Below are 19,922 nucleotides of genomic sequence, written 5' to 3' on the forward strand. Positions count from 1 at the left end.
GGGTGTGAGTTCAATCCTCTGAATCTTCACCATCATCGCCGTCGTCGCCTTCCGGCTCTTCGAGCGCTGCATCATCCGTCACGCCCAGCAAGAACGCATCGCACCCAGTTTCACCCAGCAGCGCCGTCAGCGCCGCGTCATTCACTGCGCCACGCTTGCGCTTCAGCTCCGCGAACGCCTTCGCCGCATAACGCTGCGGCTTCTGCGTAAAGGTATGCCCGGCAGCCTCAACACTCACGCCCGACGCATCGTTCGCCACCGCGTTCGCATTCGCCGCCATCCATTGCAGATAAGCGCCCGCGATCTCCTCGCGCAGCAACGCCGCAACCGCATCGCGCACGCTATCCAGCGACACGAAACCGCCGCCCGCTTTCGGATTGTCCATGCGCTCGATCCAGCGCACCAAATTCGGCGCTTGCGCGCGGATCATCGCGCCCGGCGTCGGGTCCGACAGCAGTTGCGCCAGCTGGCCGGCCAAACCGAAATCCGCCAACGTCGGCTTGCCGCCGAACAGATAATCCTTGCCGCCCAGCAGCGCATCCAACAGCCCGATCACGCGCGTGAACGAGCCTTCGATGATCGGCGCCGCTTCCGGTGACGAGCCGACATGATGCAGCCGCCCGATCATGCGCGTGCGCACGCTTTCCTCGATGCCCTCCGGCGCCTCGGCGCCTTCGAAGATCATCGCCACGATCCGCTTCGCGGCACTGTCCTGATCGTCCGGATAGCTCCAGCGATAATGGAACATCGCCTTGTTGAGCCATTCGTCCGCATAGTCCTCCAACAGCGCCGCAACATACGCCAACGCCGGCTCATCCGGCGTGATCGACGGCGCATCAAACTGGCCTTCCAGCGCCTCGATCATCGGCGTGGAATCCTGCATCGCGTCGTCGTCGGCATCGACCAGCACCGGCACCAGCGGCAGCTTGGCGTATTTCTGAAACTCTTCCTGCTTCGCGGCGGTGCGCTGCAGCCACTCGAACGGCACGCCCTTGTAGCGGAGGTACGAGCGCACCTTCACCGAGTACGGCGAAAGCTCAGCGCCATAGAGACGGAACGGTGCGGTCATTGTGCTTCTCAACTCTCTTAACGTGTTTCGATCGTCGTCATTCCGGGGCAATGCGCAGCATTGAGCCCGGAACCCAGGGGCCGCAAGCTCAGCACTCTGTCACCCCCTGGGTTCCGGGCTCTCGCGTGCCGCGAGCCCCGGAATGACGAGAGAGTGGTGTCGCCCTTAAAGCAAAAGATCGCCGCGTTACTACGCACGGCGATCCCCTAAGTTCAGTCACCAACGCCGTTAGACCGGCTTGATGTTCACCGCGGACGGCTTGTTCTTACGCGGATCGTTCTCCACGTCGAAGCTCACCGCTTGGCCTTCACGAAGGCCAGTCAGGCCCGAACGTTCGACAGCACTCACGTGTACGAACACGTCCTGGCCGCCTTCATCCGGCGCGATAAAGCCGAAGCCCTTCGCCATGTTGAACCACTTCACCACACCCGTAGCCATTGGGTAGCACTCCTCGAAAACGCACCGGGGTCACGAGCGACACTCGGCTGGACCTGCTTGGTAGAACGAAAGCCGGCGCAATGAGGCGGGGATGGCTCGACCGTTAGTCCGGGCCGCATAGGGCGGCAGAGGCACCCCCAAGTCAAGAAAAAGCGGCGACGCGAGACTATTTCCGGAAGCTAATACGCCACAGCTTCCCACTTGGCGACGCGCCAAATCACAAGGCCCACCAACGCGCCCACGCCGGCAAAGATTGACGTCATCCGAAGCGTTTCGTCCTGGCCGGCGCCTCCCGGCGACGCGCCGAAGATGAGCAAGCCAATTGCGAGGGGCATTGCAATCATGCTGATCGCGCCAGCGAGGACGGCGCCGAGCGGACCACGCAGTCCGACCCTTTCCATCACCCACCACGCGGGCATGTGAAACACCGGGATCAAGATCAGCAATGTCAGCGTAGTCGCGAACCAAAAGAGACCGAGGATCGCGATATTGCCAAGGCTCATCTCGCCGAACAGGTGGAACGCCAATGGCAGCGCCAAACCGCCAACCACTGCGCCCGCCACGACTCCAAGGATCAGGCGATCCATCGTAGGCGCGTTTTCCGTCACCGCACCCCAGCCGCCAACAGATCGTGCATGTGCACCACGCCCACCGGCCGCCCGTCCTCAACCGCGAACAGCAGCGTGATCCGCTTCGCGTTCATGATAGCAATCGCATCCGCAATCGGCGCATCCGGCGCGATGGTTTTCGGCGCGGCTGTCATGATGTCCTTCGCGGTCTTCGCGAACATTTCCGGCGTCAGCTTCCGGCGCAGATCGCCGTCCGTGATAATCCCGATCAGCTTGCCGTTCTCGACCACGCCGGCGGCGCCAATGCCGCCAACGCTCATCGCCTTCATCGCATCCGGCACGGAGATGTCCGGCGATACCAGCGGATCCTCGCCGCCGACGCGCATGATGTCGCGCACGCGTTTCAGCGCCGCACCTAGTTTGCCGCCCGGATGGATGGCGCCGAAATCGTCCTTGCTGAAGCCACGCGCCTTGATCAGCGCCACCGCCAGCGCGTCACCCAACGCCAAGCACATCGTCGTCGACGTCGTCGGCGCCGGCGCATCCTCGCTGGCTTCGCCGCACTCCGGCAACACCAACGCCGCGGTCGACGCCTTCGCCAGCGACGAGCCCGGCTTGAACGTCATCCCGATCACCGGGATCGACATCCTCCGGCAGTGATACAGCAAATCCGAAAGCTCAGCCGTCTCGCCCGAGCGCGAGATCGCCAGCACGCAATCGTCCTCCAGGATCATGCCGAGATCGCCGTGGCTGGCTTCCGCTGGATGCACGAACTGCGCGGGCGTGCCGGTCGACGCCAACGTCGCCGCGATCTTGCGCGCGATGTGCCCGGACTTGCCCATGCCCGAGACGATGACGCGCCCCTCCGCGCCGATCAGCAGCCGCGCCGCTTCCACGAACGGCTCTTTCAGCTCGCCCGCCAACGCAACCGCCAGCGTCTCCAGCGCCTTCGCCTCGGCCCGAATAGTTTCCTGCCCCGCAGCCACCGCCGCGTCGGGATCAATCCTGTCGCTCATGGCGGCGTGTTCGCATGGGGCGGGGCCGTTGTCATGGGGGCAAATCGCTGGGCGCCCTTCGCTTACCTGGGACAGCCGCTATCGTCCTTTGCACTCTTCACCAGGCTCATCGGTGATTACGTAGTCAAAGGGGAGCGCCGGTGATTGCGGTTCTGCGTGAAGACGAATTGCGTTATCAAACATGCGCTCGACGCGACGGCAGAACGACCCACCCGAAGCAGGCGCAACGCAGAGCAAGTCGCCGTTGAAAGCGTAGGTTCCAGACCTATCGGAGTGGCCAGCGCCGGTCGTGAACCACCTTCCGTCACACATGAACATTTCAGTTGAAGGAAATTCCGGATGCACGGGGCCAGCGGTTACGTGGATGCTTCGGCCGCGAAGAATTTCATTCCACCCTCCCCGTGGGACCGACTCGACGCGCGCTAAATGCGTTTCTTTAGAGATGAAATCGCCGCATGCCGCGCAAGATAGCGCCAACATCAATGACGTTATTTGGAGCACCACCGAACGCTTCAAGTTTCCACCGGCTCCAGTGCCCTCTTGCCAGCGCCCAACAAATTCAGCCGCTGCAACAGCCGGTCGTTCCACACTTTGAGATCAAACTCCGCGCGCACCCGTGCTGAGCCTGCTTCGCCCATCGCCGCCCAACGCTCCGGCGCGCGCGCGAGCACCGCCATGTTGGCCGAGAGCGTGCGCCAATCGCCTTCCTTGCAGAGCAAGCCCGAAACATCGTGCTCCACCAGCTCCGGCGTGCCGCTATGGCGCGTCGCCAACACCGGCATGCCCTGCGCCATCGCTTCCATCAGCGCGACCGGAATGCCTTCCATGTCGCCATTCGCCGCCGTCTTGCTCGGCAGCACGAACATGTGCGCCTCCGAAAGCTCGCGCCGCACCTCCGCATGCGGCAACAGCCCCGCGAACCGCACCAACCCGCCGAGGTTCAAGCTGGTTGCAAAGTTCTCCAAGTAATCCCGCATCTCGCCATCGCCGATCAACGTCAGCGTCGCATTCTCGAAGCCATGCTCGCGCCGCAGCGACGCAAACGCGCGCACCGCATCGTCAAAGCCTTTCTTCTCCACCATGCGGCCAACGCCGATGAACTTCACCGGCTCGCCCTCGCGCAACACGCGCGGCGCCAGCTTAAAGCGCGACGTATCCACGCCCATCCTGTGCACCAAAGTTCGATCCGCCGGCGCGCCCAGCTTCAATAGCTTCTCACGCCACAGCTCACTGATCGGCAAAAACAAATCGCCGCGCTGAAACAGCGACGCATACGCGTCCGGATTCTTCTTCAGATACGAAGACATATCCCGGCCATGAAACACCGTCGCGATCGGCCCACGGATCAGCCCCAGATCTCGCAGCGCGCAAGCGAACCGCCCCCAGCGACCATAATGCGCCAGCCACACGCGCGGCTTCGGCGGCTCCTTCGGCCAGCGCGACGCCGCGATCAGCAGCCGCAGCGAAGACGCGTCATCGCCAAAGCGCCCGCCATCGAAGACGGCGGGAAATGCGCGCTTGTCCATGAACGCTTGCGGCGCAGCCACTAGCCGCGCGCCCAAGGTCTTGGGCAACGGCACATAGTGAACGTTGAATCTGTTTTCCCATTTCAAGCGAAGCGCGCCGAGCCGTTCGGGATCGCCCGCAGCGAACGCCGTGATCTCAACCGAAGCGCCGCGCTCCAGCAGACCCTCGGCCTGTGCCTGGATGAAGGTCTCAGACGGATTGGGAAACCGTGAGACCAAAAACGAGATGGGCGCCGCTGTCGCCATGACGAGAAAGCAATTCGCACGGGGCTGGGGCGCCTGTCAGGCGAAAACTCCCGTGAACAAGAAACGGGACCGCGTTATGGGCGAACGCGGCCCCGTTTAGGCGAGCTATGGTGAGGCGGGAGGGAGCTAAGCTCACGCCACCACAGCAGCGCCGAGGGCCAGAATGGGCAGGGCGATGATGAGGAAAAGCACCGCGGCTACCGCAACCGAGGCCGCTTTGATCGAGGCTTTGGAGCCTTCTTCGAGGAAATGCAGATACATGGCTCAACTCCTGAATTTGCCGGCTGGGGAGGGATTGGCGCGCCGGCTACAGGGTGAATTTGATCGCTCTGCCCCTTGAATACGAACCACACTTGGACGACCTGGATGTGAGCGGAATTCACAAGCCGCGAGGGTCCGCCATGAGCTATTTGCCGTCCCTACAAACGCTCCGCGCCTTCGAGGCGGCGGGCCGTCTGAAGTCCTATTCCAAGGCCGCCGAAGAGCTTGGCCTGACCCACGGCGCAGTCAGCCACCGCATCCGCGAGTTGGAGGAGCGCCTCGGCGTCACCCTCTTCCGCCGCGTCGCCAACACCATGGTGCTCACCGCCGACGGCCAGCTCTTGGAGGTGCAAGTGCGCCAAGGCCTCTCGCTGCTCGAGCAAGCCTTCGCCCCGCGCTCACCGCGCCCCTCCGCCAAGGCCAACCGCCACATCGTCATGACATCGGTGCCGAGCCTCGCATCGACCTGGCTCTTCACCCGCCTCGGCCAATACCGCGCCGCCAATCCCGACATCGATATCGATCTCCGCGTCTCCGAGAAGCTGAGCGACTACAAGAAGGAAGGCATCGATCTCGGCGTCCGCCTTGGCGCCGGCGGTTGGTCCGGCCTGAACGCGATCAAGCTGTTCGACGAAGCGCTCACGCCCGTCTGCACGCCGGAATATCGCGATCGCTTGAATTTGCGCGAACCCGCCGACCTCGCGCGCGCCACGCTACTGCGCAATCCGTTCACGCCGTGGGCGCAGTGGTTCCGCGCCGTTGGCCTCGATTGGCCCGAGCCCAGCACCGGTCCCAAGTTCGACGACGCACCGCTGTTGCTCCGCTCCGCGCTCGACGGCCAAGGCGTCGCCCTCGGCCGCCAATGGCTCGCGGTCGACGAACTCCGCTCCGGCCGCCTCGTCACGCCATTCGACCTCACCATCCAGGACGACTTCGCCTACTGGCTGGTATGGCCCACCGGCCGCAGCGCCAACCCCGAAGCCACCCGCTTCCGCGAATGGCTCGAAGCCCAAGCCGCGCTGGAAGAGCCACCCTGCCCAATCGGCGCGCGGATGAGCTGACGATCGGCAGCGTCAATCGCGAGATAGAGCGGTCCAATTTTCGTCGCAGCGCCAAGAAGGCTACTGAAAGGAGAGGCTCCCCTGCACGGCGCGTGGTTGAGCCGAAACCGCGTCCGGCCTATGTCTGAGCCTCGCAAAGGATTTCCATGAACCCCGCCTCCGTCATCCGCATTCCGCGCGTTGAATCGACGCCGCTCGAGATCGGCAACAATCTGCCGCTGACCTTCATCTGCGGCCCCTGCCAACTCGAGAGCCGCGCCCACGCGCTCGAAACGGCGGAATTCCTGCGCGACGTGTTCAAGCGCGCCGGCGCCGGCTTCATCTACAAAACCAGCTTCGACAAAGCCAACCGCTCCAGCCTCTCCACCAAGCGCGGCGCGGGCTTTGAAACCGCAGCGCCCATCTTCGAAGAGATCCGCAAGAAGATCGGCGTGCCTGTGATCACCGACGTGCATCTGCCCGAGCAGTGCGCCGAAGTCGCTGAAGTCGTCGACGTCCTGCAAATTCCGGCCTTCCTCTGCCGCCAGACCGATCTGCTGATCGCCGCCGCCGAAACCGGCAAGCCGATCAACGTCAAGAAAGGTCAGTTCCTGGCGCCGTGGGACATGAAGAACGTGATCGCCAAGATCACCGGTTCGGGAAATCCAAACGTGATGGCATGCGAACGCGGCGCCTCGTTCGGCTACAACACGCTCGTCTCCGACATGCGCGCAATCCCGATCATGAAAAGCTTCGGCGCGCCCGTCGTGTTCGACGCCACGCACAGCGTCCAACAACCCGGCGGCCGCGGCGACACGTCGGGCGGCGAACGCCAGTTCGTCCCGATCCTCGCCCGCGCTGCCGTCGCGATTGGCGTTGCAGCCGTCTTCCTTGAAGCTCACCCTGATCCAGACAACGCGCCAAGCGACGGCCCCAACATGGTGCCGTTCGATCAGCTCGAAGACCTGGTCCGCGACCTCGTCGCCTTTGATAAGCTCGCCAAGCAAACCGCGGTCGCCGCGGAATGACCGAACGCTTCGAGCGCCATCGTCAGCCCTGGCGGCAAGACGAGATCCAGAAGCTGCATCAGTTCGCCGGCAAAGGCATGTCGCTGAAAGCGATCGCCAAAGCGCTGACGCGCAGCGAGGAATCCGTGAAAGACCGCGCCAAGGCCGATGGCCTAACGATCGCCAAGCTGCGCTAGCCAACGCGCAAGTGACAGCGGTCACGCTGTTTGCGGTGCGCCCTTCCCACCTCCGTTTAGGCAGCGGAGTCGGGCCGCGAGATGTGGCGTTCCGCCTCGCAAGCGACCAGGCATCTTCTCCCGAATCCGCTGCCGCCCTTCACGCAGCCCACTCGTGAATAGGAGGATAGACCAAGCGACTATCCACGCCCCGCGACCTAAAAACCCAACGCCATCAACGCACGCCGCAAAATCAATCCGACCGACTTCACACCGCCTCATACTGCACTCTCTCCTGCAGGGAGGTTGTTTGAAGTCGACCAACACCGAACAGCGCAGGAGAGCGGTTTGAACGTGATGCGATGGAAGCCCGTGAGGATGAAAGTCGCTGCTCCGTGAAGAAAGTAAGCGGAGGTCCGTTGCGAAGAGTTGGTCTTCGCACGCACGTCAGCCGGGAACGTGAAGTCAGGCGCTAAACGTCTGTCGGTTTGCTAGCGTCGTGGGTGCTCGGTCTGTGAAGAGCAGCAGCGGGAGAAGGTCCGCGCCGAGCCTTGTTTCGTGACCTTCACGAAAACCCATCTGTCCGAAAACGCGCGGTAACATCGAGACGGCTCGAACGCCTTAAACTTCCGCCGGCTGCAAAACAAACCGCGCAGGGCGCGCCTCGGCAAACCCCACACTTGAATCTTTTGAGCTCACGCCAAAGCGCGCCCTGCTCTCCCGCCCTTTCTCCGCAGCGCAGACGCGCGTGCGGCGCCAACTCACGCAACTAGCCTTCCCCCTTGTGGGGAAGGCGCCCGCGAAGCGGGCGGATGGGGGTAACGGCGGTGATCCGTCCGGACACGACACCGCCCGCACCCCCACCCCCGCCCCTCCCCACAAGGGAGAGGGGTGATTTGATCGCGAAACCCCACTAAGCATCGCGTCCATGTTTGAACGGCGCGTCCTCGTCACTGGCGGCTCAGGCTTCCTCGGCTCTCACCTTTGCGATCGCCTGGTCGCGCGCGGCGACGACGTCGTCTCCGCCGACAATCTGTTCACCGGCCGAAAGCGCAACGTCGCCCATCTGATCGGCAAACCGAACTTCGAGTTCCTGCGCCACGACGTGACCTTCCCGCTCTATGTCGAGGTCGACCAGATCTACAATCTGGCCTGCCCGGCGAGCCCCGTGCACTACCAGCACGACCCGGTGCAAACGACGAAGACGAGCGTCCACGGCGCCATCAACATGCTCGGCCTTGCCAAGCGCCTGCGCGCGCGCATCTTCCAGGCGTCAACGTCCGAGGTGTACGGCGATCCCGACGTGCATCCGCAGCCCGAAGAATATTGGGGCCGCGTCAATCCGATCGGCATTCGCTCCTGCTACGACGAAGGCAAACGCTGCGCCGAGACGCTGTTCTTCGATTACTACCGCCAGCACAAACTCGACATCCGCGTCGCCCGCATCTTCAACACCTACGGCCCCCGCATGCATCCGAACGACGGCCGCGTCGTCTCCAACTTCATCGTGCAAGCGCTGAAAGGCCAAGACATCACGCTCTACGGCGACGGCCTGCAAACGCGCAGCTTCTGCTACGTCGACGATCTAATCGACGCCTTCATCGCCTTCATGGACAAAGACGGCGACCTCCCCGGCCCGATCAATCTCGGCAATCCGGTCGAATTCACCATGGTGCAGCTGGCGGAAACCGTAATCGAACTCACCGGCGCGAAATCAAAACTCGTCTATCGCCCACTCCCGAGCGACGATCCCAAACAACGCCAACCCAATATCGAAAAGGCCAAAGAGCTGCTCGGCTGGCAACCCAAAGTCCCGCTCCGCGACGGCCTCACCAAGACGATCGCTTACTTCGACGGCCTCCTGAAAGAAGGCGATCCGCTGATCGTTGGGCGGTGAGGCGAAAGTTGCGGGCATGACGCGCCTCGCCTTGCTTCCGATTTTGCTCGTGTTCGCCTGCATCGTGGCGGGCGCATATGGGGCGATACACGATCAGATCTCGTACACCGTTGCGCCAAGCTACTATCACGACTTCAAGTTCACGCAGTTCGCGATTGACCCCACCCTGCACAACAGGCTCGGCGCAAGCATTGTTGGATGGAACGCCACCTGGTGGATGGGCCTGCTGATTGGGCTACCCCTCTACATCGCGGGGCTCTTCATCCGCGAGAACGACGAATTCTGCCGTCAGTACATCCGGGCCGCCATTCTAGTCGTTTCGACGGCTCTGCTGATTGGCCTAGCCGCGCTAGCTTTCGCGTTCGTGTCGATCGACGAGCATCACTTGCCGACTTGGATGGCGGGTCGCCCCGTCAGCGACCCAGTCGCCTTCGCGCGCGCGGGAACGATGCACAACTATTCCTACATCGGCGGCTTTGTCGGTCTTCTGTTGGCGCTCGGCTCAATGATCATGGCCGCTCGTAAATCGCAGGATCCAGCGAAGGCGATCCGCTGATCGTCGGCCACTTGCCCAGCGCGCGTCGTGTTTGCTAGCGTCGCCGCAGGGGAGACAATCATGATACAATGGCTATGGCAGCTCAAATGGGCGCTTGTAATCGCGATCTTCGCGGGACCCGCGTTCGCGTATTACAGTTATAAGAACGAACAACGCATCGACCACGTGATGCGCGAAGGCGCGCCGTTCACCGCCGTTGTTACGGGCGGCAGGGTAGAGCGTCACCGCCGCGGCGCCGACGAATACAAACTTGAATTGGCTTGGCCCGATGCGAACGGCCAACAGCACGCGGAGACGCTGAACATCAGTTCAGACTACGCCAGCGAAATCTTCCAAGGCGATTATGTCATGCTCGACACCGCCGAAATCCGCTACCTTGCCTCGGAAACCGACGGGCCGCTGGTCGTCGCCGCCGACGCGCCGCGGCAGATCGCCAATCAACACACCAACATGTTGCTCGGCATCGCCGCTGGCATCGCCGGCTTGATCCTATCGCCGGTCTGGTTCTGGGTCGAAGCCCGCCGCAAGAAGAAGGACGAAGAGGAAATCGAAGAAGAACTCGCCCGCATCCGCTCAAGCCAGGCGCAACCTTAAGGGCGATCCCAGCGCGAAAAGAACGCGGCGTTGAGCGCGCGAGCTTCGGCATCCATCACGCCGCTCGTCACTGCGATGCCAGCAGCTCGTAGCCGCGCCACGCCAACGCCCGCCGCGAACGGATGCGGATCGCCCGTGGCGATCACCACGCGCGCAACGCCCGCGCCAATCAGCAAATCCGCGCACGACATCCCGCCCGTACTCCGCCGCGCGCACGGCTCCAGCGTCACGTAAACATCGCCGCCGCGAGCGCGCTCGCCCGCTTGCGCCAGCGCAAACTCCTCCGCATGCGGCCGGCCTCCAGCGGCCGTAGCACCCTCGCCGATAACAACATCGCCCGCCACGATCACGCAGCCAACGGAAGGATTATCGCCAGTCTGTCCCACACCTGGCGCCGCAAGCGATAATGCACGCCGCATGAAATCGACATCGGTCATCGCAGGCACATTCCCCCTCTCCCTTGCGGAGAGGGGGTCAGGGGGTGAGGGGCGTTCAATTGATCCGGCGCCTGCATGTCGGAACGCCCCTCACCCCGCCGCTTCGCGGCGACCCTCTCCGCAAGGGAGAGGGTTGAAGAGCGGCGCTTCATCACGCGGGACTCGCAGGCAACGTCTCGGCTCGGCTCGCGTCCAAATACCGCGCGCTCTTGGGCTTCAAGCTCGCATCCAGCTCAATCAGCAACGGATTGCCCGTCGGCATCTCGACGTGAACGATCTGATCGTCTGCCACACCGAACAGATGCTTCATGATCGCGCGCAGCGAATTGCCGTGCGCGGCGATGATCAGATTCTTGCCGGCGCTCAGATCCGGCGCGATGCGCTCATCCCAATACGGCAGCACGCGCTCCAGCGTCAGCTTCAGCGATTCCGTCTTCGGCACATCGACGCCAGCGTAACGGCGATCGTTCGACAAATCGAACTCCCCGCCGTCCAGCGGCGGCGGCGGCACATCGTACGACCGCCGCCACACCGTAACTTGCGCGTCGCCATGCTTCGCCGCTGTCTCGGCCTTGTTGAGCCCGGTCAGCGCGCCATAGTGGCGCTCGTTCAGCCGCCAGCTCCGCTCCACCGGCAGCCACGCCAGCTTCGCGGCGTCCAACGCCAAATTCCCCGTCCGGATCGCCCGGGTCTGGACCGAGGTGTAGAGCTTGTCGAACGGCACGCCGCTGTCGGCCAGCAGCACCCCGCTCCGCCTGGCCTGCGCCTCGCCTTCGGGCGTCAGATCCACGTCCACCCAGCCGGTGAAGCGGTTCTCGAGATTCCACTGGCTCTGGCCGTGGCGCAGAAGGGCGATGAAAGTCATGGGCTTCCAGTTCCAGGCGCCGCCTATGCCGTCAAGACCTATGCCGTCGCGCCCCTAGCCGCTAAACCGGCGCGCATGCGTTCCTGGGTGTTCCATCCGCTCATCTTTTACCCGCTGGCGTTGATCCTGGCCGTGCTGGCCGTGACCGTCAGCCTGAAGCCGCAAGCCTGGCCGCGCGACCCCGCGCCGGTGGCGGCCGCCAGCACGCAAGGCGCGCTGGTGTTCAGCGGTGAAGCCTTCGATTCACCACAGCCGAGCCCCGATCAGAACCTCACCGTGATCCGTGATTACTTGGGCAAGGCGCAGACGCTGCGCATCGCCGTACATGAAGACCAACAATTGCCGCCGACGCCGAACGACCGCGGCGTCCGCTTGCTGCTCACGCCGCAAGACGCTGCCGCGCTAAACGGCCGGCTGCTCACGGTCGAAGTCAGCTTCGACGCGCTGCCGGTGAACGCCGCGCAGGCGCTGGCTGTCAGCGTGCAAGGCGACGGCCCGGTCGCCTGGGCGAGCCAGCCGCTGCCCAACGAGAACGCCACTCTGCGCTTTGAACTGCCGGCGCAAACTAACCCTAACGCCATCGGCCTCCGGGCCATCAATGCTGGCGGCGACGCCGCCTTCGGTGTTGAAATCACGCGTATTCGCATCATTCCGCACGCCTGAGACACGGCGGCCAATTGCATCTTTCCGCCATTTCGATCACTAGAGCCGCCACCCCCGGCCCCGTCCACGGAACAGACCCATGCTGCCTGCGCCCCGCGCAAGCCTGAGCGCTAATTCATTGGAATTTGAGTCGCTTCCGTTGGTGAAGCCGACGGGATTCCGCGAGTACGACGCGCGCTGGTGGTTTGGCATTCCAGGCGCTGAAAAGCCGCCGGAGCTGAACCTGCTCGGCGTGCAAGCGCTGGGCCTTGGTCTTGGCACGCTGATCCACGACTACGGCGTCGCGCCACGCATCGTGGTTGGCCACGATTATCGCTTCTACTCGACCTCGATCAAACAGGCGCTGACGCTCGGCTTGATGCAGGCGGGCATCGAGGTGAACGACATCGGCCTCGCGCTTTCGCCGACCGCGTACTTCGCGCAGTTCGCGCTCGACATTCCGTGCGTCGCGATGGTGACGGCCTCGCACAACGAGAACGGCTGGACCGGCGTGAAGATGGGCGCGAACAAGCCGCTCACCTTCGGCCCTGAAGAAATGGGCGCGCTCCGGGACATCGTGCTCGGCGGAAGGTTCAAGGAACGCGCGGGCGGCGTATACAAGCGCGTCGAAGACATGCGCGAGTGCTACATCGCCGACGTGTCGAGCCGCGTGAAGCTCAGCCGTCCGCTGAAAGTCATCGCCGCCTGCGGCAACGGCACGGCTGGCGCATTCGCACCGGAAGCGCTCCGCCGCATGGGCGCGGAGGTGATCGACCTCCACACCGCGCTCGACTGGACCTTCCCGCACTACAACGCCAACCCCGAAGACAGCGAAATGCTGCACGACATGGCCGCCGCCGTCCGCAAGCACGGCGCCGACGTAGCACTCGGCTTCGACGGCGACGGCGATCGCTGCGGCGTGGTCGATGACGAAGGCGAGGAAATCTTCGCAGATAAGGTCGGCCTGATGCTGGCGCGCGATCTCAGCACCACACACTCCAACGCCACCTTCGTCGTCGATGTGAAATCGACCGGGCTTTACGCCATCGATCCAGTGCTGAAAGGCAACGGCGCCAAAGTCGATTACTGGAAGACCGGTCACTCCTACATCAAGCGCCGCACCAATGAACTCGGCGCGCTCGCCGGCTTCGAAAAGTCCGGCCACTTCTTCTTCCGCCCGCCGCTGGGCCTTGGCTATGACGACGGCATCGTCGCCGCCTCCGCCGTGCTGGCGATGCTGGACCGCAATCAAGGCAAGAAGCTCAGCGACCTGCGCAAGGCGCTGCCGAAGAGCTTCACCTCGCTCACCATGAGCCCGCACTGCGACGACGAAACGAAGTACGGTATCGTCGATCGCGTCGTCGCCGACTACCAAACGCTCGCGGCCGAAGGCGGCAAGATCCTGGGCCGCAGCATCCGCGACGTGAACACCGTGAACGGCGCCCGCGTTACGCTGGAAGACGGCGCCTGGGTGCTGGTGCGCGCTTCATCGAACAAGCCGGAGCTCGTCGTCGTCGTCGAAAGCATGACCAGCGACGACGACATGCGCGCGCTGTTCCGCGACGAAATCAAACCACGCCTCGCCCGCTTCGAAGAAGTCGGCGCTTACAATCAGGAGATCTGATCCATGCGCGTTACCATGATCGGGACAGGCTATGTCGGCCTCGTCTCCGGCGCATGCTTCGCCGACTTCGGCCACACCGTCACTTGCGTCGACAAGGACGAAGGCAAGATCGCGCGCCTCCAAAAGGGTGAAATCCCGATCTTTGAACCGGGTCTCGATGAGCTGGTGAAAGACAATGTCGAGCAAGGCCGGCTCTTCTTCACCACAGACTCGACGCAAGCCATCCGCGAAGCCGACGCCGTGTTCATCGCCGTCGGCACACCGTCGCGCCGCGGTGACGGATACGCCGACCTCTCCTACGTCTACGCCGCCGCTGAAGAGATCGGTGGGCTGATCGAGGGCTATACCGTCATCGTCAACAAATCGACTGTGCCGGTCGGCACCGGCGATGAAGTGGAAGCGATCATCAAGAAGGTCCGCCCCGACGCCGATTTCGCCGTCGTCTCCAATCCGGAATTCCTGCGTGAAGGCGCGGCGATCAACGACTTCAAGCGTCCGGACCGCGTTGTTGTCGGCACCGATGACGAGCGCGCCCGCGAGCGCATGAAAGAGCTCTATCGGCCGCTCTTCCTCAACGAAACGCCGATCCAGTTCACATCGCGCCGCACGTCTGAGCTGATCAAGTATGCCGGCAACGGCTTCCTGGCGATGAAGATCACCTTTATCAACGAAATCGCCGATCTCTGCGAAGCAGTGGGCGCCAACGTGCAGGAGGTGGCGCGCGGCATTGGCCTGGATAACCGCATCGGCCGCAAATTCCTCAACGCAGGCCCTGGCTATGGCGGCTCGTGCTTCCCGAAAGACACGTTGGCGCTGATGAAAACCGCACGCGACAACAAGGCGCCAATCGAGCTGATCGAAACCACGGTGCGCGTGAACACGGCGCGCAAGCAGAAGATGGCGCAGAAGATCGTCGACGCGCTCGGTGGAAACGTGAACGGCAAAACCATCGCTATCCTCGGGCTAACGTTCAAGCCGAACACCGACGACATGCGCGACGCGCCGGCGCTCGACATCGTGCCGACGCTGCAAGCTGAAGGCGCCAAGGTCCGCGCGTTCGATCCCGAAGGCATGACCGAAGCCAAGCACATGCTGAAGGACGTCGCCTTCGCCACCGGCCCCTACGATTGCGTTCAGAACGCCGACGCGGTGGTGATCATCACCGAGTGGGATCAATTCCGCGCCCTCGACCTCGACCGCATGAAGGACGCGCTGAAAACGCCGGTCGTCGTCGACCTGCGCAACATCTACAGCCCGGCGGAGATGCGCGCGAAGGGCTTCAACTATGTGAGCGTCGGGCGAGCGTGATGGGTGAAGCGATGCGCCCGCTGACACGTCGCGCATTGCTTCTGGTTCCTTGTGTCCTGGCGATGGTCGGCTGCCAACCCGAACCGCTTGAGGTCTGGGTTACGAACGATGCAGGCGGCGTTGTCATTACCTCTTCAGGCGACCTGCCCTGGAGACAAGCCGGCGCTTCAATCGCCACTGTCGCCATATGGCCGAAAGATTCTGGCTACGAAGATCGGCTGTGGGAGATTCGCTCCAACCGGTGTCCGACAAACATTCACGAAGTGCATTACGGAGTCAGCCCGCCCGATTTCCATCAAGAGCCCGCAGCGCAGCCACTCGTTGAAGGCGCAGATTATGTGGTGTGGGTAGATCGCTGCGACGGCCGCCAAGGTGGCGGCACCTACTTCAGAATGATCGAAGGCCGCGCATCAATGATCTTGCGCTCAGTTGCGCGAGTTGAGTGATCACATTCGCAAGTTTTTTTTCGGAACCGTGAAAACTCGCCGAAAAGCCTATTGGCGGAGCTGGTTTAAAGAAGCGGCCGACGTAGTACCGACGGGATATCCCCTTGCCCCCTCTCCGCAAGGGAGAGGGCTGACGAATTGCTGCACTGCCGCGTGCGCTCGCTCCCACTCCGCGCTACAACGCCGCCATGACATATGCCGCCATTACGGGCTGGGGCGCGGCCATGCCGCCGTCCGTGCTCACCAACGCCGACCTCTCTACCTTCCTCGACACCAACGACGAATGGATCATTTCGCGCACAGGCATGAAGGAGCGCCGCGTCTCCCATATCAGCGGCATCGAGATGGCGATCATCGCGTCGAAGCGTGCGCTGGCGTGCGCGGGCCTCGAAGGCAAGGACATCGACCTCATCGTCTATGGCTCGTGTAGCAGCGATGAGCAGGTGCCGAATTCGTCCTCCGGCGTGCAGGCCGCGATCGGCGCGAAACACGCGGCGTCGATGGATGTGAACACGGCGTGCACCAGCTTCCTCTATTCGCTCTCCACCGCCACCGCGATGATCCGCACCGGCGTGGTGAAGAAAGCGCTGGTGATCGGCGTTGAGATCATCTCGCCGTTCATGGATTGGGAAAACCGCAACGTCGCCGTGCTGTTCGGCGATGGCTGCGCCGCTGTTGTGGTGGAAGCGAGCGACAAGCAGGAAGGCGTGCTGGGCGAACAGCTCGGCTGCCTCGCCGACGTACGGCACACACTGCGCGTGCGCGGCATGGGCACGGCCTACTGCAATCTCGACGTCACCGCCGGCATCACATCGTGGGATTTCGACGGCCAGGAAATCTTCCGCCACGCGGTGCAAGGCATGGTCGCGGCCAGCGCCGCGGTGATGAAGAAATGCGGCGTGACCGCCGAGGACATCGATCTGGTCGTGCCGCACCAAGCCAATCTGCGCATCATCGACGCCGTCGTCAGCCGCGCCGGGATTCCGGCGGAGAAGGTGATGCTCACTGTCCAGCGCTACGGCAATATGAGCGCCGCGACCGTGCCGGTGGCGCTGACGGAAGCGCTCGACGAAGGCCGCGTGAAGCCCGGCAGCTTGATCCTGATGCCGGCGTTCGGCGCCGGCCTCACCGTCTGCGCGCACCTAGTGCGCTGGGGCGATCGCGTCACGCCGCTGGGCGTCAGCGACGCCGACTTCCCGCCGGCGAAGAAGACGGCGCTGGAGCAAGTGAACGCGATCCGCGGGAAGAAGGCGGAAACGGCGGTGCGCTCAGCTGAAGGCATGAAGCACGCGCGGTTGGTGGAGACGGGGGTAAAGTGAGCTTGCGACATCGCAAGCAGGTTGGAGCGCGGGGCTTCAGCCCCGCATGATTGCGGCGCCGCCTCGTTGCGTGGAAAGATGCGCGCCTGAAGGCGCGCGCTCCAACCTGCAAAGGTCTGCTTATCCAAACACGCCCGGCTCCACTTTCGCGTGCCACTTCCACGCGTCCGCGATAATTGCGTCGATCCCGCGGTGCGGCGTCCAGCTGAGTTCGCGCTCTACCAGCGTCGTATCGGCCACCAAAGCCGGCGCATCGCCGTCGCGGCGCGGGGCGGGTGTGGCGTCCACGCGTTGGCCTGTGACGCGTTCGATGGCGGCGAGCAACTCCAGCACGGTGACGCCGTCGCCGGTGCCGAGGTTCGCGGCCAGCGAAGCGCCGCCGCCGAGCAGGCGCTCGACGGCGCGGACGTGGGCGTCGGCGAGATCGAGGGTGTGGACATAGTCGCGGAGGCAGGAGCCGTCGCGCGTGTCCCAGTTCGTGCCGAAAATCTTGAAGCCGTCGCGGCGGCCGAGCAGCGTGAACAGCGCCAGCGGCAGTGCGTGGCTCTCGGGCGTGTGACGTTCGCCGATGCCTTCATCGGGCGCGGCGCCAGCGGCGTTGAAATAGCGCAGGTGCGCGAAGCGCATGCCGGTGGCGGCGGCGATGTCGCGGCTGGCGCGCTCCGTCATCAACTTGGTCCAGCCATAGGGGCTGACGGGCGCTTGCGGATGATCCTCGTCCATCGGCAGACGTTGCGGCGCGCCGTAGATGGCGCAGGTGGAGGAGAACACGAACACGTTGCACGCCGCTTCGCGCATCACGTCCATTAACGTCAGCGCGCCGGTGACGTTGACGTCGTAGAAGCGATCCGGGTGCTTCACGGATTCGCCGACTTCGATCAAAGCCGCGCAATGGATGACGGCGTCGGGCTTGTGCCTAGCGAATACCTCGGCGAGCCGCGCCTTATCGCGGATATCGCCGCGCTCGAAGGCGCCCCATTTCACCAGCTGTTCGTGGCCGTTGTAGAGATTGTCGTAGACGACGGGGTCATGACCCGCGCGCTTCAGCGCCAGGCAACAATGCGAACCGACATAGCCCGCCCCGCCAGTGACCAGAATTGTCGCCATGCCCGCGTCCTGTTAGAGCCTTGCCCCCATGAACGCCACCCCCTTCGCCGCCGTCGCCGCACACGCCCAGCGCTTGAAGCAGAAGACGCTGCTGGAGCTGTTCGCGGCGGACGCGAACCGCGCCGAAGCGCTCACCTTCGAGGCGCCGCACCTGATTGCGGATTTTTCCAAGCAGCGCATCGATGCGGAGGCGCTGGCGAGCATTGGTGCGCTAGCGGAGGCGATGCAGTTCGACGATTGGCGCGCGAGGATGTTCGCGGGCGAGATCGTCAACACCACCGAAGGCCGCGCGGCCAAGCATTGGGCGTTGCGCATTCAGGATCCGCCGGGCGGCGACAACGAGATCACCGCCGTGCTCGATCGCATGCACAATTTCGGACACGAGATCGCTGAGAGCGGAGACTTCGACGCTATCATTCATCTTGGCATCGGTGGTTCCGACTTGGGGCCGCGCGTAGTGCTCGACGCGCTGAAGGCGCACCGGCGCCCGAACCTACAAGTCCGCTTCGCAGCGAACGTGGATGGCGCCGATGTGGCGGACGCGATCGAAGGGCTCGATCCGAAACGCACGCTGCTGATCGTCGTCTCCAAGACTTTCACCACACAGGAAACGCTGGCCAACGCCGCGTTCGTCCGCGCCTGGGGTCCAGCGCGCATCGCCGCCGCGACCGCCACGCCGGATAAGGCCGTGGAATGGGGCATGGCGGAAGAGGACGTGTTCCCGTTCTGGGATTGGGTCGGCGGCCGTTATTCGCTGTGGTCGAGCGTGTCGCTGGTCTGCGAGATCGCGCTGGCGCACGGGGCGTTCTTCAAGATGCTCGAAGGCGCCGAGGCGATGGATGAGCATTTCCGCGATACGCCGTTCGCGCAGAACCTGCCGGCAATCTCAGCCGCGGTGCAGATGTGGAATCGCGAAGCACTGGGCCACGGCTCCTACGCGGTGATCCCCTATTCCGAACGCCTGCGCTTGCTGCCCGCTTACCTGCAGCAGCTCGAGATGGAGTCGAACGGCAAGCGCGTGACACGTGATGGCCAAGCCATCGAGCGCTCAGCTTGCGCGGTCACCTGGGGTGCCGCCGGCACCAACGCCCAGCACTCGTTCTTCCAATTGCTGCACCAGGGCGTGGAGGAAATTCCGGTCGAGTTCATCATCAACGCCGGGGCGCACGAAGGCCCGCAATCCCACCGCGCCAAGGTGTTCGCAAACGCACTGGCGCAAGCGCGCGCGCTGATGGTGGGCAAGCAAGGCGTCGAACCGCACCGCACGTTCCCCGGCAACCGGGCATCCACGCTGATGGCGATCGATGCGCTCTCACCCGAAGCTTTGGGCGCGCTGTTGGCGTTCTACGAACACCGCACCTTCGCGCAGGCTGTGCTCGCGGGCGTCAATCCGTTCGACCAGTTCGGCGTGGAACTGGGCAAGGAAATGGCCAATCAGCTCTTGCCCGCGCTCGAAGGCGGACAAAAGCTGGATACGGACCCCAGCACCGCTGCGTGGCTGAAACGTCTAGGCTAGGTCTCGGCCGCGGGCGCTTCGCCCCGGCCGCGTCCCGCCAGACGCTGCAGCACCCGCTCGGCGACGACCAGATCCTGGTCTTCCGCTTCCATCTCGGCGCGCATCTTCTCGAGCGCCGACAGTTCATTCTGAACCGCCATGCGCCGAGCGATCACTGCTTCAAGGTCAGGTTTGCTCATGGCGGCAAAGATATCCACAGCGGGCGCGCGGCCAATCGCACGCGCGTGCGAGGTGAACGGCGCGTACGAAAACACGCCCACCAG

22 protein-coding genes are annotated in these 19,922 nt (G+C 63.7%); 12 read left to right on the forward strand and 10 right to left on the reverse strand.

The features are described 5' to 3' along the window. Window positions 1-10 precede the first annotated feature (10 nt). From DSM104635_RS16520 to DSM104635_RS20060, 6 genes are all read right to left on the reverse strand, one after another. On the reverse strand, window positions 11-1,069 hold the full coding sequence (locus tag DSM104635_RS16520) for a glutathione S-transferase family protein (RefSeq protein WP_158767268.1): 1,059 nt from the start codon (window positions 1,067-1,069) through the stop codon (window positions 11-13). Window positions 1,070-1,297: 228 nt separating this feature from the next. After that, complete coding sequence (locus DSM104635_RS16525; RefSeq protein WP_158767269.1) at window positions 1,298-1,507, reverse strand: cold-shock protein; 210 nt, start codon at window positions 1,505-1,507, stop codon at window positions 1,298-1,300. A gap of 179 nt (window positions 1,508-1,686) precedes the next feature. After that, on the reverse strand, window positions 1,687-2,094 hold the full coding sequence (locus tag DSM104635_RS16530) for a hypothetical protein (protein ID WP_158767270.1): 408 nt from the start codon (window positions 2,092-2,094) through the stop codon (window positions 1,687-1,689). Window positions 2,095-2,111: 17 nt separating this feature from the next. Then, window positions 2,112-3,092 (reverse strand): KpsF/GutQ family sugar-phosphate isomerase, encoded by a 981-nt coding sequence (locus DSM104635_RS16535; RefSeq protein ID WP_158767271.1) that lies wholly within the window; start codon window positions 3,090-3,092, stop codon window positions 2,112-2,114. Window positions 3,093-3,604: 512 nt separating this feature from the next. Beyond that, window positions 3,605-4,864 carry a glycosyltransferase gene (locus tag DSM104635_RS16540; protein ID WP_158767272.1) on the reverse strand — a complete coding sequence of 420 codons (1,260 nt, stop codon included), beginning with the start codon at window positions 4,862-4,864 and terminating at the stop codon, window positions 3,605-3,607. 132 nt (window positions 4,865-4,996) lie between these two features. Next, window positions 4,997-5,125, reverse strand: coding sequence for a hypothetical protein (locus DSM104635_RS20060; RefSeq protein WP_267129044.1), 129 nt, complete (start codon window positions 5,123-5,125; stop codon window positions 4,997-4,999). Window positions 5,126-5,265: 140 nt separating this feature from the next. On the opposite strand from DSM104635_RS20060, the gene DSM104635_RS16545 reads away from it, so the two are divergent. From DSM104635_RS16545 to DSM104635_RS16570, 6 genes are all read left to right on the forward strand, one after another. Then, a complete protein-coding gene (locus tag DSM104635_RS16545) occupies window positions 5,266-6,186 on the forward strand; it encodes a LysR substrate-binding domain-containing protein (RefSeq protein WP_158767273.1) in 921 nt (306 codons plus the stop codon). A gap of 146 nt (window positions 6,187-6,332) precedes the next feature. After that, complete coding sequence (gene kdsA / locus DSM104635_RS16550) at window positions 6,333-7,193, forward strand: 3-deoxy-8-phosphooctulonate synthase (RefSeq protein ID WP_158767274.1); 861 nt, start codon at window positions 6,333-6,335, stop codon at window positions 7,191-7,193. After that, window positions 7,190-7,369: a hypothetical protein gene (locus DSM104635_RS16555; RefSeq protein ID WP_158767275.1), complete on the forward strand. Its 180-nt coding sequence runs from the start codon at window positions 7,190-7,192 to the stop codon at window positions 7,367-7,369. The genes kdsA and DSM104635_RS16555 overlap by 4 nt, the downstream gene beginning before the upstream one ends. 907 nt (window positions 7,370-8,276) lie before the next feature. Beyond that, window positions 8,277-9,245, forward strand: coding sequence for a UDP-glucuronic acid decarboxylase family protein (locus tag DSM104635_RS16560; protein ID WP_158767276.1), 969 nt, complete (start codon window positions 8,277-8,279; stop codon window positions 9,243-9,245). A 16-nt stretch (window positions 9,246-9,261) separates the two neighbouring features. Next, window positions 9,262-9,801, forward strand: coding sequence for a hypothetical protein (locus tag DSM104635_RS16565; RefSeq protein WP_158767277.1), 540 nt, complete (start codon window positions 9,262-9,264; stop codon window positions 9,799-9,801). Window positions 9,802-9,861: 60 nt separating this feature from the next. Continuing rightward, window positions 9,862-10,395 carry a hypothetical protein gene (locus DSM104635_RS16570; protein ID WP_158767278.1) on the forward strand — a complete coding sequence of 178 codons (534 nt, stop codon included), beginning with the start codon at window positions 9,862-9,864 and terminating at the stop codon, window positions 10,393-10,395. Here DSM104635_RS16570 and DSM104635_RS16575 read toward each other — a convergent pair. Together DSM104635_RS16575 and gpmA are read right to left on the reverse strand one after the other, a co-directional pair. Next, window positions 10,392-10,832 carry a bifunctional diaminohydroxyphosphoribosylaminopyrimidine deaminase/5-amino-6-(5-phosphoribosylamino)uracil reductase RibD gene (locus DSM104635_RS16575; protein WP_158767279.1) on the reverse strand — a complete coding sequence of 147 codons (441 nt, stop codon included), beginning with the start codon at window positions 10,830-10,832 and terminating at the stop codon, window positions 10,392-10,394. The two genes, DSM104635_RS16570 and DSM104635_RS16575, sit on opposite strands and share 4 nt — an antisense overlap. Window positions 10,833-10,983: 151 nt before the next feature. Continuing rightward, complete coding sequence (gpmA, locus tag DSM104635_RS16580) at window positions 10,984-11,697, reverse strand: 2,3-diphosphoglycerate-dependent phosphoglycerate mutase (protein ID WP_158767280.1); 714 nt, start codon at window positions 11,695-11,697, stop codon at window positions 10,984-10,986. 75 nt (window positions 11,698-11,772) lie between these two features. On the opposite strand from gpmA, the gene DSM104635_RS16585 reads away from it, so the two are divergent. From DSM104635_RS16585 to DSM104635_RS16605, 5 genes are all read left to right on the forward strand, one after another. Beyond that, a complete protein-coding gene (locus DSM104635_RS16585; protein ID WP_158767281.1) occupies window positions 11,773-12,360 on the forward strand; it encodes a hypothetical protein in 588 nt (195 codons plus the stop codon). Between the two features lie 79 nt (window positions 12,361-12,439). Continuing rightward, window positions 12,440-13,963 (forward strand): phosphomannomutase/phosphoglucomutase, encoded by a 1,524-nt coding sequence (locus DSM104635_RS16590; RefSeq protein ID WP_158767282.1) that lies wholly within the window; start codon window positions 12,440-12,442, stop codon window positions 13,961-13,963. 3 nt (window positions 13,964-13,966) lie between these two features. Further along, window positions 13,967-15,271 carry a UDP-glucose dehydrogenase family protein gene (locus tag DSM104635_RS16595; protein WP_158767283.1) on the forward strand — a complete coding sequence of 435 codons (1,305 nt, stop codon included), beginning with the start codon at window positions 13,967-13,969 and terminating at the stop codon, window positions 15,269-15,271. After that, the gene (locus tag DSM104635_RS16600; protein ID WP_158767284.1) at window positions 15,271-15,717 is read left to right on the forward strand and encodes a hypothetical protein; all 447 of its coding nucleotides are present in this window, start codon (window positions 15,271-15,273) and stop codon (window positions 15,715-15,717) included. Before DSM104635_RS16595 ends, DSM104635_RS16600 begins: the two co-directional genes overlap by 1 nt. 188 nt (window positions 15,718-15,905) lie before the next feature. Then, the gene (locus tag DSM104635_RS16605) at window positions 15,906-17,036 is read left to right on the forward strand and encodes a ketoacyl-ACP synthase III (protein WP_158767285.1); all 1,131 of its coding nucleotides are present in this window, start codon (window positions 15,906-15,908) and stop codon (window positions 17,034-17,036) included. Window positions 17,037-17,156: 120 nt separating this feature from the next. Here the strand turns inward: DSM104635_RS16605 and galE are convergent, their stop codons facing one another. Beyond that, window positions 17,157-18,143 carry a UDP-glucose 4-epimerase GalE gene (gene galE / locus DSM104635_RS16610; protein WP_158767286.1) on the reverse strand — a complete coding sequence of 329 codons (987 nt, stop codon included), beginning with the start codon at window positions 18,141-18,143 and terminating at the stop codon, window positions 17,157-17,159. A gap of 28 nt (window positions 18,144-18,171) precedes the next feature. Here galE and pgi point away from each other — a divergent pair, with 28 nt between their 5' ends. Then, window positions 18,172-19,659 (forward strand): glucose-6-phosphate isomerase, encoded by a 1,488-nt coding sequence (gene pgi, locus DSM104635_RS16615; RefSeq protein WP_158767287.1) that lies wholly within the window; start codon window positions 18,172-18,174, stop codon window positions 19,657-19,659. Here pgi and DSM104635_RS16620 read toward each other — a convergent pair. Then, window positions 19,656-19,838, reverse strand: a complete 183-nt coding sequence (locus DSM104635_RS16620; RefSeq protein WP_228445729.1) for a hypothetical protein — start codon at window positions 19,836-19,838, stop codon at window positions 19,656-19,658. The two genes, pgi and DSM104635_RS16620, sit on opposite strands and share 4 nt — an antisense overlap. Window positions 19,839-19,922 lie beyond the last annotated feature (84 nt).

Source organism: Terricaulis silvestris (assembly GCF_009792355.1).
In the GTDB taxonomy this organism is placed as follows: domain Bacteria; phylum Pseudomonadota; class Alphaproteobacteria; order Caulobacterales; family Aquidulcibacteraceae; genus Vitreimonas; species Vitreimonas silvestris.